Origin of the sequence: Aestuariivita boseongensis, from assembly GCF_001262635.1 — a bacterium.
Lineage (GTDB): Bacteria > Pseudomonadota > Alphaproteobacteria > Rhodobacterales > Rhodobacteraceae > Aestuariivita > Aestuariivita boseongensis.
In genome coordinates, this window is the sequence record NZ_JXYH01000009.1 from 42,740 (window position 1) to 67,389 (window position 24,650).

27 protein-coding genes are annotated in these 24,650 nt (G+C 60.2%); 22 read left to right on the plus strand and 5 right to left on the minus strand.

The window, feature by feature from the left end; all coding sequences use genetic code 11:
* The first annotated feature begins 76 nt into the window (after window positions 1-76).
* The 8 genes from hslO (at window position 77) to TR61_RS05605 (ending at window position 9,296) form a co-directional block, all read left to right on the plus strand.
* The gene (hslO, locus tag TR61_RS05570) at window positions 77-1,066 is read left to right on the plus strand and encodes an Hsp33 family molecular chaperone HslO (protein WP_050928872.1); all 990 of its coding nucleotides are present in this window, start codon (window positions 77-79) and stop codon (window positions 1,064-1,066) included.
* The gene (locus TR61_RS05575) at window positions 1,059-1,655 is read left to right on the plus strand and encodes a CoA pyrophosphatase (protein ID WP_050928874.1); all 597 of its coding nucleotides are present in this window, start codon (window positions 1,059-1,061) and stop codon (window positions 1,653-1,655) included. Before hslO ends, TR61_RS05575 begins: the two co-directional genes overlap by 8 nt.
* Window positions 1,652-2,809 (plus strand): CCA tRNA nucleotidyltransferase, encoded by a 1,158-nt coding sequence (locus TR61_RS05580; protein ID WP_050928876.1) that lies wholly within the window; start codon window positions 1,652-1,654, stop codon window positions 2,807-2,809. The genes TR61_RS05575 and TR61_RS05580 overlap by 4 nt, the downstream gene beginning before the upstream one ends.
* A 167-nt stretch (window positions 2,810-2,976) precedes the next feature.
* A complete protein-coding gene (locus tag TR61_RS05585; protein ID WP_050928879.1) occupies window positions 2,977-4,815 on the plus strand; it encodes an ABC transporter ATP-binding protein in 1,839 nt (612 codons plus the stop codon).
* Window positions 4,812-6,659 (plus strand): ABC transporter ATP-binding protein, encoded by a 1,848-nt coding sequence (locus TR61_RS05590; protein WP_050928882.1) that lies wholly within the window; start codon window positions 4,812-4,814, stop codon window positions 6,657-6,659. The genes TR61_RS05585 and TR61_RS05590 overlap by 4 nt, the downstream gene beginning before the upstream one ends.
* Window positions 6,660-6,685: 26 nt before the next feature.
* The gene (locus TR61_RS05595) at window positions 6,686-7,924 is read left to right on the plus strand and encodes a class I SAM-dependent RNA methyltransferase (RefSeq protein ID WP_050928885.1); all 1,239 of its coding nucleotides are present in this window, start codon (window positions 6,686-6,688) and stop codon (window positions 7,922-7,924) included.
* A gap of 14 nt (window positions 7,925-7,938) precedes the next feature.
* Window positions 7,939-8,721, plus strand: a complete 783-nt coding sequence (locus tag TR61_RS05600; RefSeq protein WP_050928888.1) for an ion transporter — start codon at window positions 7,939-7,941, stop codon at window positions 8,719-8,721.
* A gap of 59 nt (window positions 8,722-8,780) precedes the next feature.
* Window positions 8,781-9,296, plus strand: a complete 516-nt coding sequence (locus tag TR61_RS05605; RefSeq protein ID WP_050928971.1) for a L,D-transpeptidase family protein — start codon at window positions 8,781-8,783, stop codon at window positions 9,294-9,296.
* Window positions 9,297-9,303: 7 nt separating this feature from the next.
* On the opposite strand, the gene dalA is transcribed toward TR61_RS05605, so the two are convergent.
* Window positions 9,304-9,846, minus strand: coding sequence for a divisome-associated lipoprotein DalA (dalA, locus tag TR61_RS05610; protein WP_050928890.1), 543 nt, complete (start codon window positions 9,844-9,846; stop codon window positions 9,304-9,306).
* 170 nt (window positions 9,847-10,016) lie between these two features.
* On the opposite strand from dalA, the gene TR61_RS05615 reads away from it, so the two are divergent.
* Complete coding sequence (locus TR61_RS05615; RefSeq protein WP_050928892.1) at window positions 10,017-10,598, plus strand: L,D-transpeptidase; 582 nt, start codon at window positions 10,017-10,019, stop codon at window positions 10,596-10,598.
* Between the two features lie 138 nt (window positions 10,599-10,736).
* A complete protein-coding gene (locus tag TR61_RS05620) occupies window positions 10,737-10,919 on the plus strand; it encodes a hypothetical protein (RefSeq protein WP_050928895.1) in 183 nt (60 codons plus the stop codon).
* Between the two features lie 78 nt (window positions 10,920-10,997).
* Here TR61_RS05620 and hemH read toward each other — a convergent pair whose 3' ends face one another.
* A complete protein-coding gene (hemH, locus tag TR61_RS05625) occupies window positions 10,998-12,059 on the minus strand; it encodes a ferrochelatase (protein WP_050928972.1) in 1,062 nt (353 codons plus the stop codon).
* A gap of 53 nt (window positions 12,060-12,112) precedes the next feature.
* On the minus strand, window positions 12,113-12,931 hold the full coding sequence (locus tag TR61_RS05630; protein WP_050928897.1) for a methyltransferase domain-containing protein: 819 nt from the start codon (window positions 12,929-12,931) through the stop codon (window positions 12,113-12,115).
* Between the two features lie 17 nt (window positions 12,932-12,948).
* Here TR61_RS05630 and TR61_RS05635 point away from each other — a divergent pair, with 17 nt between their 5' ends.
* The 8 genes from TR61_RS05635 (at window position 12,949) to TR61_RS05670 (ending at window position 18,960) form a co-directional block, all read left to right on the plus strand.
* On the plus strand, window positions 12,949-13,677 hold the full coding sequence (locus TR61_RS05635; RefSeq protein ID WP_050928899.1) for a double zinc ribbon domain-containing protein: 729 nt from the start codon (window positions 12,949-12,951) through the stop codon (window positions 13,675-13,677).
* Window positions 13,678-13,716: 39 nt separating this feature from the next.
* Window positions 13,717-13,974 carry a glutaredoxin 3 gene (gene grxC / locus TR61_RS05640; protein WP_050928901.1) on the plus strand — a complete coding sequence of 86 codons (258 nt, stop codon included), beginning with the start codon at window positions 13,717-13,719 and terminating at the stop codon, window positions 13,972-13,974.
* Entirely contained in the window at window positions 13,974-14,804 is an 831-nt protein-coding gene (locus tag TR61_RS05645) for a carbon-nitrogen hydrolase family protein (protein WP_050928904.1), read from the plus strand. Before grxC ends, TR61_RS05645 begins: the two co-directional genes overlap by 1 nt.
* The gene (locus tag TR61_RS05650; protein WP_050928906.1) at window positions 14,804-15,247 is read left to right on the plus strand and encodes a MarR family winged helix-turn-helix transcriptional regulator; all 444 of its coding nucleotides are present in this window, start codon (window positions 14,804-14,806) and stop codon (window positions 15,245-15,247) included. Before TR61_RS05645 ends, TR61_RS05650 begins: the two co-directional genes overlap by 1 nt.
* Window positions 15,248-15,602: 355 nt before the next feature.
* Window positions 15,603-15,965, plus strand: a complete 363-nt coding sequence (locus TR61_RS05655) for a CidA/LrgA family protein (protein WP_245626827.1) — start codon at window positions 15,603-15,605, stop codon at window positions 15,963-15,965.
* Window positions 15,962-16,678 (plus strand): LrgB family protein, encoded by a 717-nt coding sequence (locus TR61_RS05660; RefSeq protein ID WP_050928908.1) that lies wholly within the window; start codon window positions 15,962-15,964, stop codon window positions 16,676-16,678. Before TR61_RS05655 ends, TR61_RS05660 begins: the two co-directional genes overlap by 4 nt.
* A 145-nt stretch (window positions 16,679-16,823) precedes the next feature.
* On the plus strand, window positions 16,824-17,837 hold the full coding sequence (locus TR61_RS05665) for a sterol desaturase family protein (RefSeq protein ID WP_050928909.1): 1,014 nt from the start codon (window positions 16,824-16,826) through the stop codon (window positions 17,835-17,837).
* A gap of 4 nt (window positions 17,838-17,841) precedes the next feature.
* On the plus strand, window positions 17,842-18,960 hold the full coding sequence (locus TR61_RS05670) for an acyltransferase family protein (protein ID WP_050928912.1): 1,119 nt from the start codon (window positions 17,842-17,844) through the stop codon (window positions 18,958-18,960).
* Here TR61_RS05670 and ubiG read toward each other — a convergent pair.
* Window positions 18,926-19,672: a bifunctional 2-polyprenyl-6-hydroxyphenol methylase/3-demethylubiquinol 3-O-methyltransferase UbiG gene (gene ubiG / locus TR61_RS05675; protein ID WP_050928915.1), complete on the minus strand. Its 747-nt coding sequence runs from the start codon at window positions 19,670-19,672 to the stop codon at window positions 18,926-18,928. The two genes, TR61_RS05670 and ubiG, sit on opposite strands and share 35 nt — an antisense overlap.
* Before the next feature lie 49 nt (window positions 19,673-19,721).
* On the opposite strand from ubiG, the gene pip reads away from it, so the two are divergent.
* Window positions 19,722-20,699, plus strand: coding sequence for a prolyl aminopeptidase (gene pip, locus TR61_RS05680; protein WP_050928918.1), 978 nt, complete (start codon window positions 19,722-19,724; stop codon window positions 20,697-20,699).
* Window positions 20,699-21,523, plus strand: coding sequence for an ABC transporter substrate-binding protein (locus TR61_RS05685; RefSeq protein ID WP_050928920.1), 825 nt, complete (start codon window positions 20,699-20,701; stop codon window positions 21,521-21,523). The genes pip and TR61_RS05685 overlap by 1 nt, the downstream gene beginning before the upstream one ends.
* Before the next feature lie 6 nt (window positions 21,524-21,529).
* Here TR61_RS05685 and TR61_RS05690 read toward each other — a convergent pair whose 3' ends face one another.
* The gene (locus TR61_RS05690; protein ID WP_216595369.1) at window positions 21,530-21,940 is read right to left on the minus strand and encodes a type II toxin-antitoxin system HicB family antitoxin; all 411 of its coding nucleotides are present in this window, start codon (window positions 21,938-21,940) and stop codon (window positions 21,530-21,532) included.
* Between the two features lie 502 nt (window positions 21,941-22,442).
* Here TR61_RS05690 and rimP point away from each other — a divergent pair.
* A complete protein-coding gene (rimP, locus tag TR61_RS05695) occupies window positions 22,443-23,018 on the plus strand; it encodes a ribosome maturation factor RimP (protein ID WP_050928974.1) in 576 nt (191 codons plus the stop codon).
* A gap of 2 nt (window positions 23,019-23,020) precedes the next feature.
* Window positions 23,021-24,640, plus strand: coding sequence for a transcription termination factor NusA (gene nusA, locus TR61_RS05700; RefSeq protein ID WP_050928925.1), 1,620 nt, complete (start codon window positions 23,021-23,023; stop codon window positions 24,638-24,640).
* Window positions 24,641-24,650 lie beyond the last annotated feature (10 nt).

Below are 24,650 nucleotides of genomic sequence, written 5' to 3' on the forward strand. Positions count from 1 at the left end.
AGCCTTGCCCTTTTCAGCCTGCTTGATGCCCTTATATAGGCGCGGTATGCCAAGACACAGGCACTAGGAAAACCCCATGACACGTGGATCTCAAATCGTGTGGGACGACACCGTCCTGCCCTTTCAACTTGATGCGTCGGATATGCGCGGCCGCGTCGCGCGCCTTGATGGCGTGCTGTCCGGTATTCTGAAACAGCACGACTATCCCCCGCAGGTCGAAGCGCTTGTTGCGGAAATGGCCCTGCTGACCGCGCTGATCGGGCAAACGATCAAGCTGCGCTGGAAACTGTCGCTGCAGGTCCAGTCAAAGGGTCCCGTGCGCATGATCGCCACCGATTATTATGCCCCGCAGGAAGAAGGCCGGTCGGCGCAGATCCGCGCCTATGCCAGCTATGACGCGGATCGGCTGACCGACGGCGCGCCGTTCGACCAGGTGGGCGAAGGATATTTCGCAATCATGATCGACCAGGGCACTGGCATGGCGCCGTACCAGGGGATCACCCCTTTGGCGGGCGCTTCGCTCAGTTCTTGTGCCGAAGCGTATTTCGCCCAGTCTGAACAGCTGCCCACGCGGTTTTCGCTGTCCTTCGGCCTGTCGCAGGAACCCGGAGAGGCCGCGCATTGGCGCGCCGGCGGCATCATGTTGCAGCACATGCCTAAAGCCTCGCCCTTTGTGGCGTCGGGGCAGGGCACGGGCGATATCCTGACGGCGTCTGATCTGGTGGATGGCGATGATGGTGAGAACTGGAATCGTGTGAACATCCTGCTGGACACGGTCGAGGATATGGAGCTGATCGGACCGTCGGTTCCGCCGATGGATCTGCTGGTGCGTCTGTTCCATGAAGAGCAGCCGCGCGTCTATGACGCCCAGGCGGTGCGCTTTGGGTGCACCTGTTCGGAAGATCGCGTGCGCCAAAGCCTGTCGATCTATTCCGCGCGGGATATCGAGAAGATGACCACTGACGAGGGCCGCGTGACAGCAGATTGCCAATTCTGCGGCGCGCATTACGACCTGGACCCAAAGACGCTGGGCTTCGAGGCGGAAGAGCAGCCCAAAGGTGAGTGATCTGGAAACACAGCTGCGGGCCGCTATCGCCCGCCCAGGGGACGATTCGTCGGATTTCGATTTGAATCCGGACGTCGTTCTGCCCCAGGGGCGGCGCTTGCGGCCCGCTGGCGTGTTAATGGGGATTACCACATTCGACGATGAGCCGCGCGTGATCCTGACCAAACGGTCGTCCGCGCTGAAACACCATCCGGGCCAGATCGCCTTTCCTGGCGGCAAGCAGGATGAGGGCGACGCAGATGTTGTCGCCGCCGCCCTGCGCGAAGCGCGGGAAGAGATCGGTCTGCCCGATGGCGCGGCGCGCGTGATTGGCACATTGCCCAGCCATGAAACGGTCACCAGCTTTACCGTCACACCCGTGATCGCCCTGATCGACGCGCCGTTTCACATTATCGCAGAACCCGGAGAGGTGGAGGAGGTGTTTGTGACCCCGCTCTCTCACCTTCTGGAACCGGCGAATTATCTGGTGGAATCCCGTCGCTGGCGCGGAACCCGCAGACATTACTTCACTGTGCCCTACGGCCCCTATTACATTTGGGGCGCAACCGCGCGTATCCTGCGCGGGTTCGCGGCACGGATGGGTGAATGACCAAACTGACTTCTGACTGGATCGCACGGGCCGAAACGCAAGCCGTGTGCCGTATGCTGACCGATGCCGGGGCGCAGGCGCTGTTTGTGGGCGGTTGTGTCCGCAACGCGTTTCTTGAGGCACCGGTGGCCGATATCGACATTGCCACAGATGCCCTGCCGGAACAGGTCGTGGTCTTGGCGGAAAAGGCCGGGCTCAAGGCGGTGCCGACCGGCATTGATCATGGGACTGTCACGGTCGTCTCGGGGGGTCTGCCGCATGAGGTGACGACCTTCCGCCGCGATGTGGAAACGGACGGACGGCGTGCCGTGGTCGCCTTTTCCACCGATGTGGCCGAGGATGCCGCACGGCGGGATTTCACCATGAACGCGCTTTACGCCAACCCGGAGGGGGAGGTGATCGACCCCCTGGGCGGGTTGCCAGACCTGCAGGCGCGGCATGTGCGTTTCATCGGGCGGGCAGAGGATCGCATTCGCGAGGATCATCTGAGATCGCTCAGGTTCTTCCGGTTTCATGCGTGGTATGGCGACCCGCTGCACGGGATGGATGCCGATGCGTTGGCCGCGATTGCCGAGCATCTTGAGGGGCTGGCGATCCTGTCAAAGGAACGGATCGGCCACGAGGTGATGAAGCTTCTTGCGGCCCCCGATCCTGCACCGGCGGTGGCCAGCATGCGCCAGACCGGCGTGTTGCAGGCGATATTGCCGGGGGCGGATGATACCGCACTGGGCCCGCTGGTGCATCTGTGGCCCGAGGCGAACGCGACCTTGCGCCTCGCCGCGTTGGGCCGGGGGTTTGACGAAGCACTGCGGCTGAGCAAAGCGGATGCACGGCGGGCCGAGGCGTTGCGCCATGCCGCTGAAGAGGGGACACCCGCCGAACTCGGCTATCGCATGGGGGCAGAGGATGCCTGCGCCGCACTCGCCCTGCGCGCCGCCCTTCTGCAACAGCCGCTTGAGGACAGCGATCTGGAAGTGGCCCGGCACGCCGCAACCCAGGTCTTTCCGGTAAAAGCTGGTGATCTGATGCCGGACTTTGAGGGCCCCGCACTGGGCGCGGCGCTGAAGGATCTTGAAGGCGCATGGATTGCATCGGGCTTCGCCCTGACCCGCGATGACCTGCTGGCAAAAGCCGAGGATCACAAAAAGGGGTGACTTGATCGCCGTTCTGGCGTATCCCCACCCCATCCATGACGGAGGGACACTGCATGTATCACGGTATCTGGTTTTACTAAGCCCAGACGCCCCGTGACCGACGGGGGAGCGCTGGCGCTACCCTTGTCTGCAATTGTCCCTATTTCTGCTCATCAGGAGCACCGTTCATGTTTCGCTTTTTCGAAAACCTTATCGACCCCTATCAGCCCTATGACGCCAAAGATGTGCCGCCGACGCGCCTGTGGCCGTTCATTCGGGATTACACGCAACCGTTCAACAGGCTCTTTGTCTGGACGGCGCTCTTGTCGGTTGCAGTCGCCGCGATTGAAGTTGGTCTGATCTATTACATGGGTCGCGTGGTTGACCTGCTGTCGGGAGAACCTGCGCAGGTCTGGGCCGCGCATGGGACCGAGCTGATCATTCTGGCGGTGTTCATCCTGTTCCTGCGGCCTGCCATTCAGGCTTTGGATGTCTTGCTGCTGAACAACGCGATCATGCCGAACCTTGGCACGATTTTCCGCTGGCGGTCGCATAAACATGTGCTGCGCCAGTCTGTTGGCTGGTTCGAAAACGACTTTGCTGGGCGCATCGCAAACCGGATCATGCAGACCCCTCCGGCTGCGGGGGAGGTGGTGTTTCAGGTGTTCGACGCGATCACCTTCTCGGTCGCTTATCTGGTGGGCGCGGCGATCCTGCTGACCACGTCCGATCCGCGACTGTTGCTGCCGCTGATCGCGTGGTTTGTCCTATATGGCATTCTGGTGGGCTGGACGGTGCAGCGCGTTGGCCCCGCATCGCAGGCCGCGTCCGATGCGCGGTCGACCGTCACGGGCCGTGTCGTCGACAGCTATACCAACATCCATTCGGTCAAGATGTTCGCGCATCACGACCGCGAGTTGGATTACGCCAAAGACGCGATCGAACACACGCGCCAGACCTTCGCGGCAGAAATGCGGATCTATACCATCATGGACATGTGTCTGGTGATGCTGAACGGTCTGCTGATCGTCGGCGTTGTCGGCTGGGCGATTTACTTGTGGATGCAAGGGCAGGCGAGTGTCGGCGTTGTCGCGGCGGCGACGGCGCTGACGCTGCGGCTGAACGCCATGACCGGCTGGATCATGTGGGCGTTGACGACATTCTTCCGCCAGCTGGGCGTTGTCGCCGAAGGGATGGAGACGATCGCGCAACCCATCGATCTGGTCGATGACAAGGGCGCGAAGCCGCTGGCCCTGACCGATGGACGGATCGAGCTGAAAGGGCTGAGCCACCATTACGGTCGCGGTGCAGGTGGGCTCGACAAGATCAGCCTGACCATCGAACCGGGCGAAAAGATCGGTCTGATTGGTCGGTCGGGCGCGGGTAAGTCGACCCTGGTCAAGCTGCTGTTGCGGTTCTATGACCCGGAAACGGGTGTGATCGAAATCGACGGGCAGGACATCACCAAGGTCACTCAGGACAGCCTGCGCCAACAGATCGGGGTGGTGCAGCAGGACAGTGCGTTGCTTCACCGGTCGGTCCGGGAAAACCTGCTGTATGGTCGCCCCGATGCGAGCGAAGATATGATGATCGCCGCCGCCAAACAGGCCCAGGCGCACGAGTTCATCCTGGATCTGGAGGATCCGCAGGGGCGCACCGGTTACGATGCCCATGTGGGCGAACGCGGTGTGAAACTGTCGGGCGGTCAACGTCAGCGCGTGACCCTTGCCCGCGTGATCCTGAAGGATGCGCCGATCCTGCTTTTGGACGAAGCAACCAGTGCTCTGGACAGTGAGGTGGAGGCCGCCATTCAGGAAACGCTTTATGGCATGATGGAGGGTAAGACCGTGATTGCGATTGCCCACCGCCTGTCCACCATCGCGCATATGGATCGCATTCTGGTCCTGGATCAGGGCCACATCGTAGAAGAGGGCACCCATTCCGCGCTTTTGGCGCAGGGCGGGCTATATTCGCAATTCTGGGCGCGCCAATCGGGCGGGTTCCTGGATGTGGATGCAGCCGAATGACCCTGACGGATGTAAAGCATTGGTTTGCGGGCCGGATTGACCCGGAAGCCCCGGCAGATGGCCCGCCGCCCAATCAGTTGGGCCGGTTCATGCTGTGGGCGCTGAAGGGCTGCTGGCCCGCGCTGAGCCTCGCTGCGCTGGGCTTTGCGGTCGGCGGGTTTTTCGAAGCGTTGGTCATGTATCTGCTGGGCCAGATCGTGGACGCGACGGTTGCGGGCGGGGCGGGCTTCTGGGCCGAAAACGCCTGGCTGCTGATCCTGTCGGCGGCCACGCTGGTTCTGTTCCGGCCTGTTTTCTTCGCGCTGGCCACGGCGTTTCAGTCGATCACCGTGATGCCCAATCTGTTTGCCCAGGTGATGAGCCGGCTGAACCGCCACACGCTGGGTCAGTCGGTGACGTTCTTTGACGATGATTTCGCGGGCCGCATCGCGCAGAAACAGATGCAGACCGCCAACAGCATCGTGTCGGTCACGCAGGAGACGGTGAACGCCATCACCTTTGCCGTCTCGGCCGTGCTGGGGATGCTGGTTCTGAGCGGGCTGGTCGATTACGGGATGGTCGCGATCCTGCTGCTGTGGCTTGCGGGCTATGTCTTCCTGCTGCGCTATTACCTGCCACGCATCCGTGTGCGGTCGGCCGCAAGGGCTGCGGCGCGCGCCGGTGTGACAGGGCAGATCGTGGATACGATCACCAATATCAAGACGGTAAAACTGTTTGCCCATGACGAACATGAAGACCGCGCTGCGCTGGACAGCATCGAACGGTTCCGCTGGAAGGCGGTCGATTGGGCCGCGCTGGCCGTGTGGTTCAGATTTCTGCTGATCGTTCTGGCCGGTGTTTTGCCGGTGGCGATGCTGGGATACGGGTTGCTGCGGTGGAATGCAGGTGCCGTGACAACCGGCGATCTGGCCGCCGTTGGCGCGATGTCGATCCGGCTGTCGCAGATGACCGGTTGGGTTAGCTGGACGCTGATGGGCATTTACGGCGATCTGGGCGAGATCGAGGACGGCATGCGCACCCTCAGCCCCGCTCATGCGATGACCGACAAGCCCGGCGCGACCGACCTGCGCGTGACGGCTGGTGAAATCACGTTTGACGCGGCCGGATTTGCCTATGGGCGGCAGGCAGGCGGCATTCAGGATGTGACGCTGACCATTAAGCCCGGCGAAAAGCTGGGCATCGTGGGTGCATCGGGGGCTGGGAAGTCGACACTCGTGTCCCTGCTGATCCGGCTTTATGACGCGGAAACCGGGGCCATTCGCATCGACGGTCAGAACGTGTCGGACGTCACGCAGGAAAGCCTGCGCCGCCATATCGGCATGGTCACGCAGGAAACAGCGATGTTCAATCGCTCGGCCCGGGAAAATATCCGCTATGGCCGTCCGGATGCCTCGGAGGAGGAGATCATTGCCGCCGCCGAAAAGGCCGAAGCGCATGAATTTATCACCGACCTGCGCGACCACATGGGCCGCAAGGGGTATGACGCGCATCTGGGCGAACGGGGTGTGAAACTGTCCGGTGGGCAGCGCCAGCGGATTGCCCTGGCGCGCGCCATCCTGAAAGACGCGCCCATCCTTGTGCTGGACGAGGCGACCAGCGCCCTGGACAGCGAGGTCGAAGCGTCGATCCAATCCGCGCTGGAAAGGGTCATGGAAGGTAAGACCGTTCTGGCCATCGCGCACCGCCTGTCGACCCTGTCCGAGATGGACCGCATCATCGTGATGGATCAGGGTCAGGTGGTCGAAGAAGGCACGCATGACAACCTGTTGGCCCAGGGCGGACTTTACGCACAGTACTGGAACCGCCAGTCCGGAGGGTTTATCCGGACCGAGGCTGCGGAATAGGCGCAGCGTTCCGCGTGAAGGGGCAGATGCAACAATTCACCATCATCCGGCTGGGCCATCAGGGCGACGGGATCGCCGAAGGCCCCGTTTTCGCCCCACGCACCCTGCCGGGTGAGGTCGTGTCGGGCCAGCTTGACGGCAAGGTGCTGACCGATATACGGATCGACATGCCCTCGGACGATCGGGTGAAGCCGCCTTGCCCGCATTACAAATCCTGCGGGGGCTGCGCGTTGCAGCATGCGTCGGATGCATTCGTGGCAGACTTCAAGGTCGGCGTGGTCCGGCAGGCGCTTGACGCGCAGGGGATCGCTGCGGATATCCGCGGCATCCATACCTCTCCACCCCGGTCGCGGCGGCGGGCCACCTTGGCGGCGCGGCGGACGAAAAAGGGCGTGCTGGTCGGATTTCATGCGCGGGCATCGGACACGATCACGGAAATCCCCGAATGCCACCTGTTGACACCAGACCTTCTGGCGGCGCGACCGGCCATTGCCGATCTGGCGATGGCTGGTGCCAGTCGCAAGGGCGCTATGGCTGTGACGGTCACCCAATCGGATCAGGGTTTGGACCTGCTGGTGCGGGGCGGCAAGCCGCTGGACGGACCGCTGCAGATAACTTTGGCTGCGATTGCAGATCGTCACGACCTGGCGCGGCTGACATGGGAAGACGAAGTGATCGTCACCCGTCGCAATCCAGAACAGACCTTTGGCGCGGCGCGCGTGACACCGCCACCCGGAGCGTTTCTGCAAGCAACCCAGGATAGCGAAGCGCGGCTCCTCTCCGCGGTCAAGGAGGCAACCCAAGGCGCGTCACGGATCATTGATCTGTTTGCCGGCTGCGGGACGTTTGCCCTGCCATTGGCGCAGACCGCCGAAGTGCACGCGGTCGAGGGTGACCGCGCCATGACCGCCGCGCTGGACAAAGGCTGGCGCCATGCGACGGGTCTGAAACGCGTCACGGTCGAGGCGCGCGATCTGTTTCGCAACCCGATCATTGCCGAAGACCTGGCTGGCTTTGATGCCGCCGTTATCGACCCGCCACGCGCCGGGGCCGAGACGCAGACTGAACAGCTTGCCGCCGCGCAGATCCCGCGCATCGCTTTTGTGTCCTGCAACCCGGTGACCTTTGCGCGTGATGCAAAAACGCTCATCGCGGCGGGCTATTGCCTGGATTGGGTGCAGGTGGTCGATCAATTCCGCTGGTCGGCCCATGTGGAACTTGCCGCCAGCTTCACCCTTTCCCATATGGCACTCAACGAAGAGTAAGGAGCAGTCACTCCATGAATTTCCGCGAAAAGCTGGCCCTGTGGCTGGCGCAGCCTTGGGTTGGCAACGCGATCGTTGCCGTCATCATCGTCAACGCGATCACATTGGGGATGGAGACCTCTCCGGCCCTGATGGAAGCAGCGGGGCCGCTGATCCTGATGATCGACCGGATTTGCCTTGGCATCTTCGTGGTCGAGATTGTTCTGAAGCTGATCGCCCATGGCGGACGGTTCTTCCGCAGTGGCTGGAATGTTTTTGACTTCGCGATCGTGGGCATCGCGCTGGTACCGGCGGGGCATGGCCTTTCGGTTCTGCGGGCACTGCGCATCCTGCGGGTGCTCCGCGTCATTTCCGTGGCACCACGACTGCGGCGCGTGGTGGAAGGCTTTGTGACGGCACTGCCCGGCATGGGGTCGGTTTTTCTTCTGATGGCGATCATTTTCTATATCGCCTCGGTTATGGCGACGAAGCTGTTCGCCAAGTCCTTCCCCGACTGGTTCGGATCGCTGGGTGACAGTGCCTATTCGCTGTTCCAGATCATGACTTTGGAAAGCTGGTCCATGGGGATCGTCCGCCCGGTGATGGAGGTGTATCCCTATGCCTGGATGTTCTTTGTGCCCTTCATCATGGTCACGACCTTCGCCGTGGTGAACCTTCTGGTAGGTCTGATCGTTAATTCGATGCAGGACGCCCATGCCGAGGAAACCAACGCCGCGACAGACAGCTATCGCGATCAGGTTCTGGCTCGGCTGGAAGCCATTGAAGAAAGATTAGCGGCGCAGCAAAATAAAAAGTGATTTTGCGGATCGCGCCTGTCGCGCTATGGATCGCAAAAAAAGCGTATGAGGCAGTGATGATGAACCGTCGGACATTCGGGCTTTTGGCAGCGACATCTGTCGCGGCGATTGTCGCGGGCTGTTCGCCCAGCAAGTTCAAAACCTACAACGGGCCCGAAGTCACCTCGATCGTGGTGAACAAGGCCGCGCGCAAGATGTATCTGCTGCACAACGAACAAATTCTGCGTGAGTATGAGTTCGAGCTGGGCTTTGCACCGGTCGGCGACAAGCAGATCGAAGGGGACGGCAAGACGCCTGAAGGCACCTACATCATCGACCGACGTAACCCCAACAGCCAGTTCCACCTGTCGCTTGGCATATCATATCCCAACGCGCAGGACTTTGCCGAAGCGCGGGCGCTGGGCAAGAAACCCGGCGGGGATATCTTCATCCATGGCCAACCCAACGCGTTCAAGGCACGCCGCAAATCACTGGGTGATGATTGGACATGGGGCTGCATCGCAGTGACGAACCGCGAAATCGAAGAGATCTATGCGATGGTCAGAAACGGGACGGTCATCACGATCCGTCCCTGATCGAGGCTCAGAGACCTACCAGAGACGGTTGGCCGCCGCCCATCACCAGAGTCCACCAGATCTTGCCATTTGATTCCTGGAACCACGAAAACCCGATATCGCGGGCATTCCGGTCCATGATCACGCGGCGCGTGCCCGGTTCTTCCATCCAGGCAGCAAGTGTTTCAAGCTCGGTCTCGTAGGTTTCCGAGATCACTTCGCCCAGCATCGCACCGGAATAACCCACACGCCGCACCCGGTCGATGGGAGAGCTGCCATCGGACCCAAAATGCCACGGACGGTTTTGCACCGACATATCGCGGGAATGAGTGGCCGCGGCGGCATTCAGCTGACTGTTGAGCTCTACCGGCGTCAACCCGCTTGCCGAGCGAAGCGCGTTGACGGAATCAACCATGCGAAACTGGATCTTGGCCGCGTCGCCGGGGCGAATGCGATAAACTGTTGGCAGCGGCTTCCCATCAGCCCCCACCGCAGTGCTGCCAGGATTGGGGGCCGTACATGCAGCCAAACCCAAGACAACAACCAGTAAAAGCGAAACCAAACGCACCATATTGTGGACCTCTGCCAATTTCCGATCTTGCTGATACCGCGTGAAGCGTTGCCAGTCCAACCCACAAATCCGTTAATCCGTTCCCATGCGTCTGTTTGGTTTGGAAATGAGGCTTTCGGGCCATATCATCCGCAAAACAATGCCGAAAACGGCAGAAAACGGAGAGGCAGATGAGCGGATTTCCCCGTAAGCGGCCGTCGCGCCGCGCATTTCTGGCGGGCAGTGCAGCGCTTGCCGGTGCGCCTGTTCTGGGCCAGCCTGCATTCGCACAAGGGGCTGTGGCGGGCGTGCGGCGCAACATCTCGGGCTTCAGGATCCTGGATTGGCGGCCGTATTTCAGCACCCTGCAGGGTGGCGCGATCCTGGTCGATATCGACTCGCGAGCGCTGCATTTCTGGGGGGCGGATGGTCGCACATACAGGCTTTACCCTTCATCCGTTCCACTGACCGAAGACCTCACGCGGCGTGGCCGCGCCCGTGTCGTGCGTAAGGTCGAAGGCCCTGATTGGCGTCCGACACCGTCCATGATGCAGCGCAACCCGGAATGGCCCTCCTATATCCCGCCGGGGCCGGATAACCCTTTGGGCACGCACGCTCTTTACCTCAACTGGACGTATTATCGCATTCACGGCACCCACGATACGCGCAAAATCGGCAGAAAATCCTCGAACGGGTGCATCGGGCTTTACAACGAGCATATCGCTGAATTGTTCTCAATGACCCGTGTGGGGACGCAAGTGTTGCTAATTTGACGACATTTTAACGCTGCTGCGCAGAGAATCGCGAACAAGCAATTGCATTCGCGCGGGAATGCTGATTACAAACTTGGTACGAGGTAAGTCTTGGGTGCATGGTTTGTTCTGTCAAACCGTGCCAATTTGGAGGTTAACATGAAGAAACTCGTTCTCGCCGCTGCTATGACTGCTGCTGCTTCGACCGCCTATGCTGGCAACCTGTCGGAGCCGGTTGTTGAAGCACCCGTGATCGTCGAAGAAACCGGCGGTTCGTCGCAAGGCATCCTGCTGCCGCTGATCCTGCTTCTGCTGGTCGCAGCTGCAGTTGCAGCCGACTAATCTACGGCACAACGCTTAAGAAAAAGGCGGTGGGTTTCCACCGCCTTTTTTTGTTGTTTCTGCTGCCTGGAGGCTGACTTAGCCTGTCCAACCTTTCAGGTTGTCATCAATCACTGCCGACAGGGCCTCGATATGTGCATCGTCGTCGTTGAGGCAGGGAATATAGGTGAAGGTTTCACCGCCGGCTTCCTCGAAGCTTTCCTTGATCTCTTCGTTGATCTCTTCCAGCGTTTCGATGCAATCGGCTGAGAACGCTGGCGCGCAGACGGCAATGTTCTTCTTGCCGGTTTCGGCCAGCCGGGCGACTTCTTCCACCGTATAGGGTTTCAGCCATTCTTCCGGCCCAAAGCGGGACTGGAAGGTCGTGGTGATTTCGGTGTCGTCCCAGCCAAGCCGCTCTTTCAGCAGGCGTGTCGTTTTCTGGCACTGGCAGTGGTAGGGATCACCTTCCATCAGGTACCGTTTCGGCACACCGTGATAGGAACACACCAGGATATCGGGCCGCGTCTCAAGGTCCGCATACGCGCGTTCGATCGACTGCGCCAAGGCTTCGATATAAAGCGGATGTTCGAAATAGGGTTCAACCGTGCGCGTGGTCGGCTGCCATTTCTCTTCCATCAGCGCGCGGAAGAACTGGTCATTCGCGGTGGCTGATGTTGCGCCGGCGTAATGCGGGTAAAGCGGGAAGAACAGGATCTTCGTGCACCCGGCTTCGACCATCTCGCGCACCTTCGACTTGGTCGACGGGTTGCCATAGCGCATACAGAAATCGACCATGACCTGATCGCCGTGACGGTCATGCATGGTTTTCTTGATCTTGGCCGTTTGCTGCTTGGTAATCGTCATCAGAGGGCTTTCGCCCGCCTCTTCATTCCAGATCGACTTATAGGCCGCGCCCGAGCTGAAGGGGCGTTTCGTCAGAATGACCAGCTGCAGCAGCGGCTGCCAGATCCAGGCGGAATAGTCGATGACGCGCTTGTCTGACAGGAATTCATTCAGATAGCGGCGCATCGACCAATAGTCGTAGTTGTCCGGTGTCCCCAGATTCGCAAGAAGAATGCCAATCTTGGCGGCCGGAACCGGTGGGTGGTCTTCCGGCGCATGCACAGGGCACACAGCTTTCTTTGTCGTATCCAGCATCATGGCTTCCGATTGGTTGCTTGAGCGTTCAGATAAACGCTTTTGCCCGGGGGTCAATCCGGCAACTTGGTTTCATGTGTGCCCAGTGCGTCGGCCAGACGGGCTTGGGCCGATCCCGGGCGCAGCGGTTTCGGCTGACTTTCGGACGGTGCCCAGCCGGTGAGAGAGATCAGTTCGAAGCTGGCCCTAGTCTTGCCCGAGGAGGTTGCATAGTGGCTTTGATAAAGCGCGGCGGCCTGCGCAAAAACACTGCGCCGGGTGGGATGGCGCAGCCGGTCGGTCAGGGCGTTCGTTTCGCCCATGGCGCGCAGATCCTGCATCAGGTGAAAGATGTCGCGGTATTCGGCGTTCAGCACGGCATTATCGGCCACTGGTAACGCAAACCCCGCGCGTTGCAGCAAAGCACCCAGATCGCGGATTTCCGGCATGGGCAGAATACGGGGCGACAGCCCGCCTGTCTGATCGATCTCGGCCTGAGAGAGGGCGGCGCGCAGTTCGTTCAGGGTCTGTCCGCCCAGGCTGACGGCCAGGCAAAGCCCGTCGGGTCGCAGGGCGCGGCGGCATTGGATCAGCTGACCCACCGGATCATTCGCCCAATGCAGGCACATGGCATGGATCACCAGATCGAAGGCGCCTTCGTTCAGCGCAAGGGTGTCGTCATCAGCGACAATCACCGCCTTCGGGAAGGCCTGCTCCCAGATCTGCGGGAAGGGTGTGACAATTGCGATGTCGGTAAACGTCTTCTTAACCATCGCCAGACGATCCTGCACCTCATCCAGCGCGGCCTTGTGGAGGAACAGGTCCTGCGTGTTCGCGCGTGCGCGGTGCAGTCGCAGGGCTGCGCGATCAATCAGTTTTGGCGGTTCAGACATGGGCGCAACCTAAGGCGATGCAGGGCAAGTTTCAAACGGCGTTAAGCGTGATCTTCCCACCCCGCTGTGTTGGGTGCGGATCGCTTGTGGATACGGATTTCCAGCTCTGCGGGTCCTGCTGGGTGCAGACGCCGTTCATCACGGGGCTGGTCTGTGACGGGTGCGGTCTGCCGCTGCACGGGTCATCCGATGGTCAGACCGTGCAATGCGACGACTGCATGGAGATGCCGCGCCCCTGGAAAGCGGGCCGCGCGGCCTTGCTGTATCAGGACGGCGCACGGCGCATGGTGCTTGCGCTGAAGCACGGCGGCCGGATGGAAGTGGCGCGCGCTGCAGCGGGCTGGCTGGAGCGTGCGGCGGGCGATCTGCTGCGCCCCGATACGCTGATCGCGCCGATCCCGTTGCACTGGACGCGGCTGTTTCATCGCACCTTCAACCAGTCCGCAGCACTGGCGCAGGCCCTGGCAGACAAAACAGGGTCGCAGATATGTCCCGATCTGCTGATCCGGCCGAAACGCACCCTTCCGCTGGACCGAAAATCGGTGGCCGAACGGTTTGAGGCGCTGTCCGATGTCATGTCGGTTCATCCGCGCAGGGCGGGTCTGATCCGGGGCAGGCCGGTTTTGCTGGTCGATGATGTGATGACCTCGGGCGCGACATTTACAGCCGCAGCGCAGTGCTGCCTGCAGGCCGGAAGCGGTGACGTTTTCGTGCTTGCACTGGCGCGCGTTGCAAAGGACGCCTAAATGCCTGACAAGTGATGGGAACCAAAAAGGTCAGTCAGAATGCAACCGGTTGAAATCTATACCTCGCCGCTCTGCGGGTTTTGTCATGCGGCCAAGCGGCTGCTGACGCAGAAGGGCGTGCGTTTTTCCGAGATCGACGTGATGGCCAATCCGGATCGTAAGCCCGAGATGATCCAGCGTGCCAATGGCGGGCGCACCGTGCCGCAGATCTTTATCGGGGACGTCCATGTGGGTGGCTGTGACGATCTTTACGCGCTGGAGCGCGCGGGCAAGCTGGACGGCTTGCTGGCAGCCTGATGCGGGGGGCGCTGGTTCAGCTGACGTCGGGCGATGACCCCGAGGCCAACCTGATCCAGACATCCGGCTTCATTGCCGATGCCGCAGCGGGCGGCGCGGAATTTATCCTGACCCCTGAGGTGACGAATTGCGTCTCGGCCAGCCGCATGCGGCAGAATGAGGTTCTGGCGCATGAGGCCGATGACAAGACGCTGGCCGCTTTGCGCGCGCAAGCGGCGGATCTGGGTATCTGGCTGCTGATCGGATCGCTTGCGGTGAAGACGGATGATCCGGACGGGCGCTTTGCGAACCGGTCGTTCATGATTGATCCGTCGGGCGAGATCGTCGCGCGATATGACAAGATCCATATGTTCGATGTGCAGGTCAGCGCGGAAGAAACCTATCGCGAATCCGCTGGGTACCGGCCGGGGGAAAAGGCGGTGATCGTGCAGACCCCCTTTGGCCCGGTCGGCATGACGATCTGTTATGACATTCGCTTTCCCTATTTGTATCAGGCGCTTGCCCAGGCTGGCGCGCGCATTCTGACGGTGCCCTCGGCCTTTTCACCGGTCACTGGTGCAGCGCATTGGGAATCACTTTTGCGGGCCCGCGCGATCGAGACGGGCTGCTATGTTCTGGCCCCGGCCCAAACCGGTACGCATCCCGCCACACGCGGCCGGGAGCGCAAAACTTATGGGCATTCTATGGTGATTTCCCCCTGGGGTGAGGTCTTGGTTGATGGTGGGACAGAGCGCGGCATTCACTTTTTCGATCTGGATGGTACATCTGTTGACGATGCGCGGCGCAAAGTGCCGTCGCTGACCCATGTGAGACCGTTCGAAGATCCGTAATGCCCGAAGAGTCCGGCGCCCTTGCCGTCACCCTGTTCAGTGAGATTCTGACCGCCGACCAGCTGTTGCGGAACCGGTTGTCGAAGGTGCTGCCCAAGGGGATGGAGATCTCTCATTTTTCGGTTCTGAACCATCTGGCGTTTACCGGGCAGGAACGCAGCCCCGCACAGCTGGCCAAGACGTTTCATGTGACGCGCGGTGCGATGACGAACACGCTGTCCCGGCTGGAATGGGCGGGATATGTGCATATCCGGCCCGACTGGGACGACGCGCGACGCAAGATGGTGGCGATCAGCCCGGCGGGTCGGCGCGCACGGGATCAGGCAATATCCTCCATCACGCCGCTGCTGAACGAGGTCGTTGGCGATCTGGGCAGCGACAAGGTGCGCGCCGCGCTGCCGATTTTGCGAGAGCTCCGAGGCAAACTGGAAAGCGAGGCTTGAGGCCATCATCGGGCTTTGCCCGTTAACCTGACAAAGAAATTGGTTAACGGCTCTGTCTTGCAGAGATTCGGCGGCATGATTTGCGTGCACATGCCGTGCACAACGTGTGCTCCGCTTGTGCACCGGATCCTGCAGGCGGTGAAAAGGTTGAGCCGCCGTCCAGTGAGGTTAACGGCGTATCAACACGCGTGTTGATGTCATCCGCTGTGGCAAAGCGGTGTCAGGCTGGCTGGTGGCCAAAGCAGACTGATCCGCGAAGATACGCCAAGCGAGATGTGTCGTCTTTTCCCTGTTTCCGTTTGACAGCACCTTTCAGCTTGCCGTCGGCCTTAATCAAAGCCAGCCTGCTTGTATCATGAAAACGATGCTTCCTACTTTGGGTCTGCTTCTTGGCTGTCAGTTATGTGGCGAGGTCGCAGCACGTGGTCTGGGCCTGCCGATACCGGGTCCTGTTCTTGGTCTGGTTCTGATGATCGCGATCTTGCGGACATGGCCCGCTGCCGCCGCGCAGATCCGCGCAACCGTTGGGGTCATCCTTGCGAACCTGTCTTTGATGTTCGTCCCTGCAGGGGTCGGGGTGATTGGCAATCTCGACGTATTGGCGGATGACTGGTTCGCCCTGCTGGTCATATTGACGGTATCAACCCTTCTGGCGATGTGTGCGGCTGTCACCACGTTCATCGGTGTCAGCAAGCTGATCGGGGGGCCGCCGGAATGAACGCCGCGGCAGATCTTTGGAGCTATCTTTCAGCGACGCCCCTTACATGGCTGACAGTGACCATTCTGGCCTATCTTGCGGCCGATGCCGCTGCGCGCGCCTTGCGCAATGCACCCTGGGCCAATCCCGTTCTTTTCTCGGTTCTTTTGATCGCACCGGTCCTGTGGGCGACCGAGACGGATTACGCTGCTTACTTCGAAGGTGCACAGTTCATTCATTTCCTTCTTGGTCCCGCCACCGTCGCATTGGCGTTGCCACTGTGGGACAACAGGGACATGATCAAGCGTTCGGTTGCGCCCATTCTTCTGGCCCTGTTTGTCGGATCATTTGTCGCGGCGGGATCGGCCATTCTGCTTGCGCGCGCGTTTGCGCTGCCGACCGAAGTTATTCTTTCGCTTGCACCCAAGTCGACAACGGCGCCCGTGGCACTTGGGGTGTCCGAAGCCGTTGGCGGCATTCCCACTTTGACGGCAGTTCTGGTGATTCTGACGGGTGTGATCGGGGCCGTCACCGTGACGCCGCTGATGAACATGCTTCGCATATCGGACTGGCGTGCCCGGGGATTTGCCGTAGGAGTGGCCGCCCACGGCATAGGAACGGCGCGTGCGTTTCAGGTGAACGAGGTCGCAGGTGCCTATGCCGGCATTGCCATGGCGCTGAACGCCCTTCTGACCAGCCTGATCGTGCCGGCTCTTGTGCGCTGGTTCATGTGAAACACGCATGCGCAAAGGCCGCGCCTTGAGCAGAGTCATCGCAAACCCGGATTGATCGTTCAGCCCGGCTGCGGCTGTCCAGCCACCGCGAAGATTTCGAAACAATGCCATATTGCTGACAGCTTTGTTGACCAAGGCTGTTTGCATGGAGCAGTACGCAAACACCCTTTCTGAATTTCTGTCTGTGGTCGCCGGTCCGACAAGCCGGTTGTGGCCCGTCTATTTGCTGGTCACGCTGGGTCTCTGCATGATCATCTACCGACAACAGGCAGTGCGGACATCTTTCGTGAAGTGGCTGTTTCCCAAGTCCATTTATTTCCACGCGTCGCACATCGTGGATCTGAAAGTGTTCGTCCTGAACCGGATATTTACGGCCATTGGAATGTTCAATGTGGTGGTGTTCAGCCCGATCGTCGCCTTGGCCATCGTCAATATGTTTGGCGCCGGGGGCACGGAAGATCCTTTGCATCCGGTGCTGATTGCGATCCTGCTGCTGATGGCTGGCGACTTCGCGACCTATTGGGTGCACCGGGTGCATCATGAAAGCCGCATCATATGGCCGTTTCATTCGCTGCACCATTCGGCCGAGGTGATGACGCCCATCACTGTGTATCGCAAACATCCGATATATGATCTGATCTCGTCCTTTGTGCGCGGTGTACTGATCGGTGGGCTGCAGGGCGTGATGCTGTGCGTATTCGATCAGGCCCCAACGGCGGCCACAATTGCCGGTGTGAATGCGTGTTACATCCTGTTCAACATTGCCGGGTCCAACCTGCGCCACAGTCATGTCTGGCTGAGCTTTGGGCCGGTGATCGAACATATCTTCATCTCTCCGGCGCAGCATCAGATCCATCATTCGCTGGATCCGCGTCATCACAACAAGAACTACGGTGAGGTTCTGGCCATCTGGGATTGGATGTTCGGCACGCTGTATGTCCCGCGCCAGCGGGAGACGGTTGAATTCGGTCTGGGCGACCGCCATGGCAACCGGATCGCGCAGCCCCATGACAGCCTGAGCGCTGCGATGGTTGTGCCGGTGCGGGACAGTCTGCGTCAGATCGCCAAACTATTGGGGATGCGCCGGTATCGCATGAGCGCAGGCGAGGGGGCGGCCGCGACGGCCACGCCCGAAACCCCTTCCACACCGGCCGAGTAGCGTCGTGTCGCGGGGTTTCTCTGTCTATCTTGATGCGGTCCGCTTTGCCGCGGCCATGCTGGTTCTGTTTTCGCATTTCGCCTATCCGCGCTTCAGCGATGGCCGCTGGCTGTGGGTGCGCGAGCTGAACCTGGGCAGCGATGCCGTGGTGATGTTCTTTGTTCTGTCCGGGCTTGTGATCAGCCATGTGGTGCAGAACACGCCCGGGCGTCCGGGAAAGTTCGCCTTTGATCGTGTCACGCGGCTTTTGTCGGTTGCGCTCCCGGCGCTGGTTTTCGGCTTTGTGCTTGACCGGCTGGGAACGCAGATTGCGCCTCAGGTCTATCCAGGGTGGGTTTATGCCTACACGCCGCTTTGGGAAATCCTGCTGCGCGGCCTGACTTTTTCAAATGAGTGGGCGGGGTTGGCCACGCGGCTTGGCAGCAACGGGCCCTTCTGGTCGCTGAGTTACGAGGCGGCGTATTACGCGCTGTTCGGGATCGCGATCTATACGCAGGGGGCGCGGCGTATCGTTCTTCTGGCGCTGGGCGGCTGGGTGTTTGGTCTGAACATCCTGCTGTTGCTGCCCGCGTGGCTGTTGGGCGTTGCGGTGCACAGGTTCATCTTGAGTGACCGTGTTCCCAGCGGGCAGGTTGCTGCCGCCTTCGCGATCCTGCCGCTGCTGGCGTATGTGATCGCGCTTTATCTTGGTGTACCTGATCTGTTGCGCGCCCCGATTGCGGCCTATGACGCCGTTTTGCGGTTCTCGGACGAATTCATCTGGAACAACCTTCTGGCCGTTCTGATGGCGTTGCACCTTCTGGGGATGGCCGGCATTTTGCGGCAGCGTCAATCCATGCGCCATGCCACGCAGATCCGCTGGCTGGCGGGGGGGAGTTTCTCGCTCTACCTGGTGCATTACCCGGTTTTGCAGATGCTTGCGGCCTTTGGTTTTGCCAGCGCGACCCTGCTTGAGGACGCGCTGCTGATCGGTATGACCCTGGCGATCTGTTACGGCTTTGCAGCGCTGTTCGAGCGGCGGTTGGCCGCGGTCCGGCAAGCCTTGCTTCGCCTGCGTCCCAAGGCTGGACTATCCGCTGACACCGGCTTCAAGCAGGCTTCAGCGCCGCCGTCACGTAGTTGACGCTGAGATCGCGGTCAGAGATTTTCCAGCTCCAGCTGACGGGGTTGAAGACGAACCCCTTGCGGTCGACCGGATTCAGACCGGCATCGCGCATCAGGTCGAACAGCTCATCGGGCGTGATGAACTTGTTCCATTCATGCGTGCCCTTTGGCAGCCAGCGCATCACCACTTCGGCCCCGAAGATCGCCATGACATAGCTTTTGGGATTGCGGTTGATCGTGGAACAGATGTGCAGCCCTCCGGGCTTCAGAAGCCGTTGGCAGGCGGTCAGATAGCTGATGGGGCTGGCGACGTGTTCGACCACCTCCATATTCAGAACCACGTCGAATTGTTCGCCCGCGGCGGCCATGTCTTCGGCGGTGGTGTGGCGGTAATCAATATCCAGCCCGGATTGTTCTGCGTGCACTTTCGCCACGGGGATATTTCGTTCGGCGGCATCGGCCCCCACAACATCGGCACCCAGCCGGGCCATGGGTTCACACAGCAGCCCGCCGCCGCAACCGATATCGAGGATACGCAGACCTTTGAACGGTTCAGGCTGGCTCAGATCGCGGTCAAATTCTCCGGCTATCTGAGTCGTAATATAGTCTAGGCGGCAGGGGTTGAGCATGTGCAGCGGTTTGAATTTGCCGTTCACATCCCACCATTCCGCAGCCATCGCCTCGAATTTAGCGATTTCACCCGGGTCAACGGTGGTTTGTTGCGCTTGCATTCCTGTCTCCATGTGCTCTTTTGTCCGTCGCGGACTATATAGGTCAGTAATGGACAAATTCTTGGATCAAAAGCGCGCAATGCAGTATCTGTACCCGCCGATCGACCCGTTCGATCAGCGGATGCTGGACGTGGGCAATGGTCACCAGATTTATGTCGAACAATGTGGGGAGCCGAACGGCATCCCGGTTGTGGTCTTGCATGGCGGTCCCGGGGGCGGATGCAGCCCGGCGATGCGGCGCTATTTCGATCCGCGTGTCTATCGTGTGATTCTGTTTGATCAGCGCGGGTGTGGGCGGTCGCGGCCCCATGCGTCGGTGACCCACAACACCACATGGCATCTGGTCGAGGATATCGAGGCGATCCGCCGGGCACTGGGCATTGATGCGTGGTGCGTCTTTGGCGGCAGCTGGGGCGCGACCCTGTCGCTGGTTTATGCGCAAGAACATCCCGACCGCGTGTTGCGGCTGATCCTGCGCGGTGTGTTCCTGATGACCAAGGCCGAGCTGGATTGGTTCTATGGCGGCGGCGCGGGCAAGTTCTGGCCCGAGACATGGTCGCGGTTTGTATCGCTGATTCCACAGGATGAACGCGATGACTTGATCCGCGCCTATAACCGGCGGCTGTTTTCCGGCGATCTGTCGTTGGAGACGCGCTATGCCCGCGCCTGGTCAGCCTGGGAGAATGCGCTGGCGTCGATTCATTCGAACGGCTCATCTGGGGAAAGCCCTGGGGATTATGCGCGCGCCTTTGCGCGGCTTGAGAACCATTACTTCATCAATGGCGGGTTTCTGGAGTTTGATGGGCAGATCCTGGCGCATATGGGCCGGATCTCTCACATCCCCGGTGTGATCGTGCAGGGGCGGTATGACATGATTTGCCCGCCGACTTCCGCCTATCGGTTGGCAGAGCTGTGGCCGGCCTGTGAGCTGAAGATGATCCGGAATGCGGGGCATGCTTTGTCTGAACCGGGGATCAGTGCCGAATTGGTACGCACGATGGATCAGATTGCGGAGGATGTTCTGTAATGTCCCGTCTGGATCGTCGTGCCCTATTCACTTCTGGTGCTGCTGCTGCGCTTTTGGCGGCCTCGGGTGTTTCGTTGCAGGCCGCACCCCGCCGGGGTGGGCGGTTGCGCTTGGCCGTGCCACGGGCGGATGCACGGTTTGAGGCTGCGGTGCGCGGGGCGGTTTATGACACGCTGACCGAGGTGGGGCCGGATGGGCTGTTGCGCGGGGAATTGGCGGCGCGCTGGACCAGCGATGTGCATGGGGCGGATTGGGTGATCGATCTGCGCCCGGATGCGCGGTTTCACGATGAACGGGCGTTTGAGGCCGAGGATGCGGCGCAGTCTCTGAGCCTGTACGATCTGGCGGCGGATATTGATGTGGACGGTGCGCACCGGCTGCGCTTGCGCTTGGATGAGCCGAACCCACAGCTGCCCTATCTGCTGGCCGATCCTGCGTTGATCATGCTGCCCGGCGGTCAGATGGCCGATGCGCCGACGGGCACGGGCCTGTATCAGGTGCAGCGGTACCAGAGTGACCGCCACTTCCTGGGCCGCCGTGTGCAGCCGCATTACAAGGACGGGCAGGCGGGTTGGTTTGATGAGGTTGAGATTGCCGTGATCCCCGACCCCGCCGTGCGGGCGGAGGCGTTGCGCGATGGGTTTGTCGATGTCGCCGATTTGCCGCAAGCGGAGGGTCTGGGCGATACGTCTGCCCTGATCCTGCGCCCGGATGCGGAGACCATTGAATTGGCCGCGCGCGAAGGCATGGGCGTGCCGAAACAGCTGGGCCGCCGCGCGCCGTTGGACGATGGGCGGATCGCGCAGCGGTGGTGGATGGTTTAGCGAACTCTAGTGTCGAGCTTTGGGCGACTTGAACCTTAAGCTTTTCGGTACGTTTACCGACGGCCCAAACTTACCACTGTCTTCCTTTAGCAGAGCGAGTACCTCAGCCAATTTTCGCTTGAGGGCGCCGTTCTCACTTTCAATTTCTTCGCGGTAATCCGCCAAGGATCGGATCGTTTCTAGAAGTTTACCTTCTCGCGCTTCAGCCGCTTCAGCGGCGCTGCCGGGCGATGGTATGTCCGAACCTCTACGTATTTGCAGATCAAGCCACTCATTCATTGCGTCAAGTGTGTTTGCCAGTGCTTCTTCTGGAGTATCGCCGTCAGACATGCATCCAGGCAGGTCTGGTGCAAAGCCAAGAAACCCCCCACCGTCCTCGTCGGAAAGAGGAATAATCGCGATCGGATATTCAGTCATCGGAGTCATCCTTGCTGCTGGAGTTTGAGATGTGTGCTTTTGCATAACTTACCAGCGTTCTTATGTACGGTGGCTTGATTGGTTTGTGCGCAGGTATGGTCAAAACGTCGCGAAGATAATCACTGTAGACTTTGTAGTGACTACCATTACTTGGCGGCTCCAAAGTCAGACCGATCTGTGAGCATAGCTTTTCAACGTGTTTTATTTGCCAGTCGTTTCGAGGATTGGCATCCATCTGTTCCAGTAACGGTTTCTTTTTTGCCAACTCTCTAACCTCTTGGTTGAATCTAGGCAGCATTCGTATCGCAAACAAGCAAAGAACTCCTAAACTGGGATTCCGTTTTTGTGATTGCGAGAAATGTGAGTCCGCAGTGTCACAGGCCTTGCAGACTCAGCCCCGGCCACGTATATCCCCCTCAACAGCGGTGCGCTGGGGTCCAAACCTGACGCTCCACCGGAAAGTTTGTACGGGCCGCGCGCCCGTTTTTTTGTGCTTGGAAACATGTCGAACGACCTGATCGCCAAATCCGCCATGGATCGCCGTATGGCCGAGATCATTACCCCTGTCATGGAAGACATGGGGTATGAGCTGGTGCGCGTGCGTCTGATGTCGGGCAAGGCGACGACATTGCAGGTGATGGCCGACAAGCCCGGCGGTGGGATCGAGGTGGATGATTGCGCCGAAATCTCGACCGCGATCAGCGCGGTTCTGGATGTGGAAGATCCGATTCTGGATGCCTACACGCTGGAAGTGTCGAGCCCCGGGATCGACCGGCCCCTGACGCGGCTAAAGGATTTCGAGGAATTCGAAGGCTATGAGGCCAAGCTGGAGACGGCTGAGCTGATCGATGGACGCCGCCGCTTCAAGGGCGTGCTGGCCGGGGTTGAGGATAATGAGGTTCTGATCAACGTCGAAGAGGGCACGATTGGTCTGCAGTTCGACTGGCTGAGTGATGCGAAGCTGGTGCTGACCGACGATCTGATCAAGGAAATGCTGCGTCAGCGGAAAGCTGCGGGCACACTGAATGAAGACGCATTTGACGAGATTGAGACTGAAGGGTCTCCTGAGGAGGACTGAGAATGGCTATTACCTCTGCAAACCAGCTTGAGCTGTTGCAAACCGCCGAGGCCGTTGCCCGCGAAAAGATGATCGACCCCGCGCTGGTGATCGAGGCGATGGAAGAAAGCCTCGCCCGGGCGGCGAAGTCGCGGTATGGCGCGGAGATGGACATTCGCGTGTCGATTGACCGCAAGACCGGCAAGGCGACGTTCACGCGCGTGCGCACCGTGGTCGAGGATGAAGAGCTTGAGAATTATCAGGCAGAGTTCACCGTCGAACAGGCCAAGCAGTATATGGACGACCCCAAGGTCGGTGACACCTTCGTTGAAGAAGTGCCGCCGGTGGAGATGGGCCGGATCGCGGCGCAATCTGCCAAGCAGGTGATCCTGCAGAAGGTGCGTGAAGCCGAGCGTGAGCGCCAGTACGAAGAGTTCAAAGACCGCGCGGGCACCATCATCAACGGTCAGGTCAAGCGCGAGGAATATGGCAACGTCATCGTCGATGTGGGCGCTGGCGAAGCGATCCTGCGCCGGAACGAGAAGATCGGCCGCGAAAGCTATCGCCCGAATGACCGCATCCGCGTTTACATCAAGGATGTGCGTCGTGAACCGCGCGGCCCGCAGATCTTCCTGAGCCGGACCGCGCCGGAATTCATGGCGGAACTGTTCAAGATGGAAGTGCCGGAGATCTATGACGGGATTATCGAGATCAAGGCCGTGGCCCGTGATCCGGGTTCGCGCGCCAAGATTGCCGTGATTTCCTATGATGGATCGATTGACCCCGTGGGCGCTTGTGTGGGTATGCGGGGTTCTCGCGTGCAGGCTGTCGTGAACGAGTTGCAGGGCGAAAAGATCGACATCATTCCGTGGAACGAAGATCAGCCCACCTTCCTGGTGAACGCGCTGCAGCCTGCGGAAGTGTCGAAAGTGGTTCTGGATGAAGAAGCCGGCAAGATCGAAGTTGTTGTGCCGGAAGAGCAGCTGAGCCTGGCGATTGGTCGCCGTGGTCAGAACGTGCGTCTGGCGTCTCAGCTGACGGGTCTGGATATCGACATCATGACGGAGGAGGAGGAATCCGCACGCCGTCAGAAAGAATTCGAGGAACGCACTGCGCTGTTCATGGAAACGCTGGATCTGGACGAATTCTTTGCTCAGCTTCTGGTGTCCGAAGGCTTTACCAACCTGGAAGAGGTTGCATACGTGGAGCTGGACGAACTGCTGGTCATCGACGGTGTGGATGAAGGCACTGCCGAAGAACTGCAGGCCCGTGCGCGCGATTATCTGGATGCGCAGAACAAGGCGGCGTTGGAGAATGCACGTGCCCTGGGTGCCGAGGACAGCCTTATTGAATTCGAAGGTCTGACACCCCAAATGGTGGAAGCACTGGCCAAGGATGATGTGAAGTCTCTGGAAGACTTCGCCACCTGCGCCGACTGGGAGCTGGCCGGTGGCTGGACCACGGTCGACGGTGAGCGGATCAAGGACGATGGTGTGCTTGAGCCCTTCGATGTGTCCCTGGAAGAAGCGCAAAACATGGTGATGACCGCGCGAATCCTTCTGGGCTGGGTCGATCCTGCGGATCTGGAGGCTGAAGAAGCCGAAGGGGAAGAAGGCGAAGCCACTGAGGAGGCCGGGGCCTGATCTCAGGCCC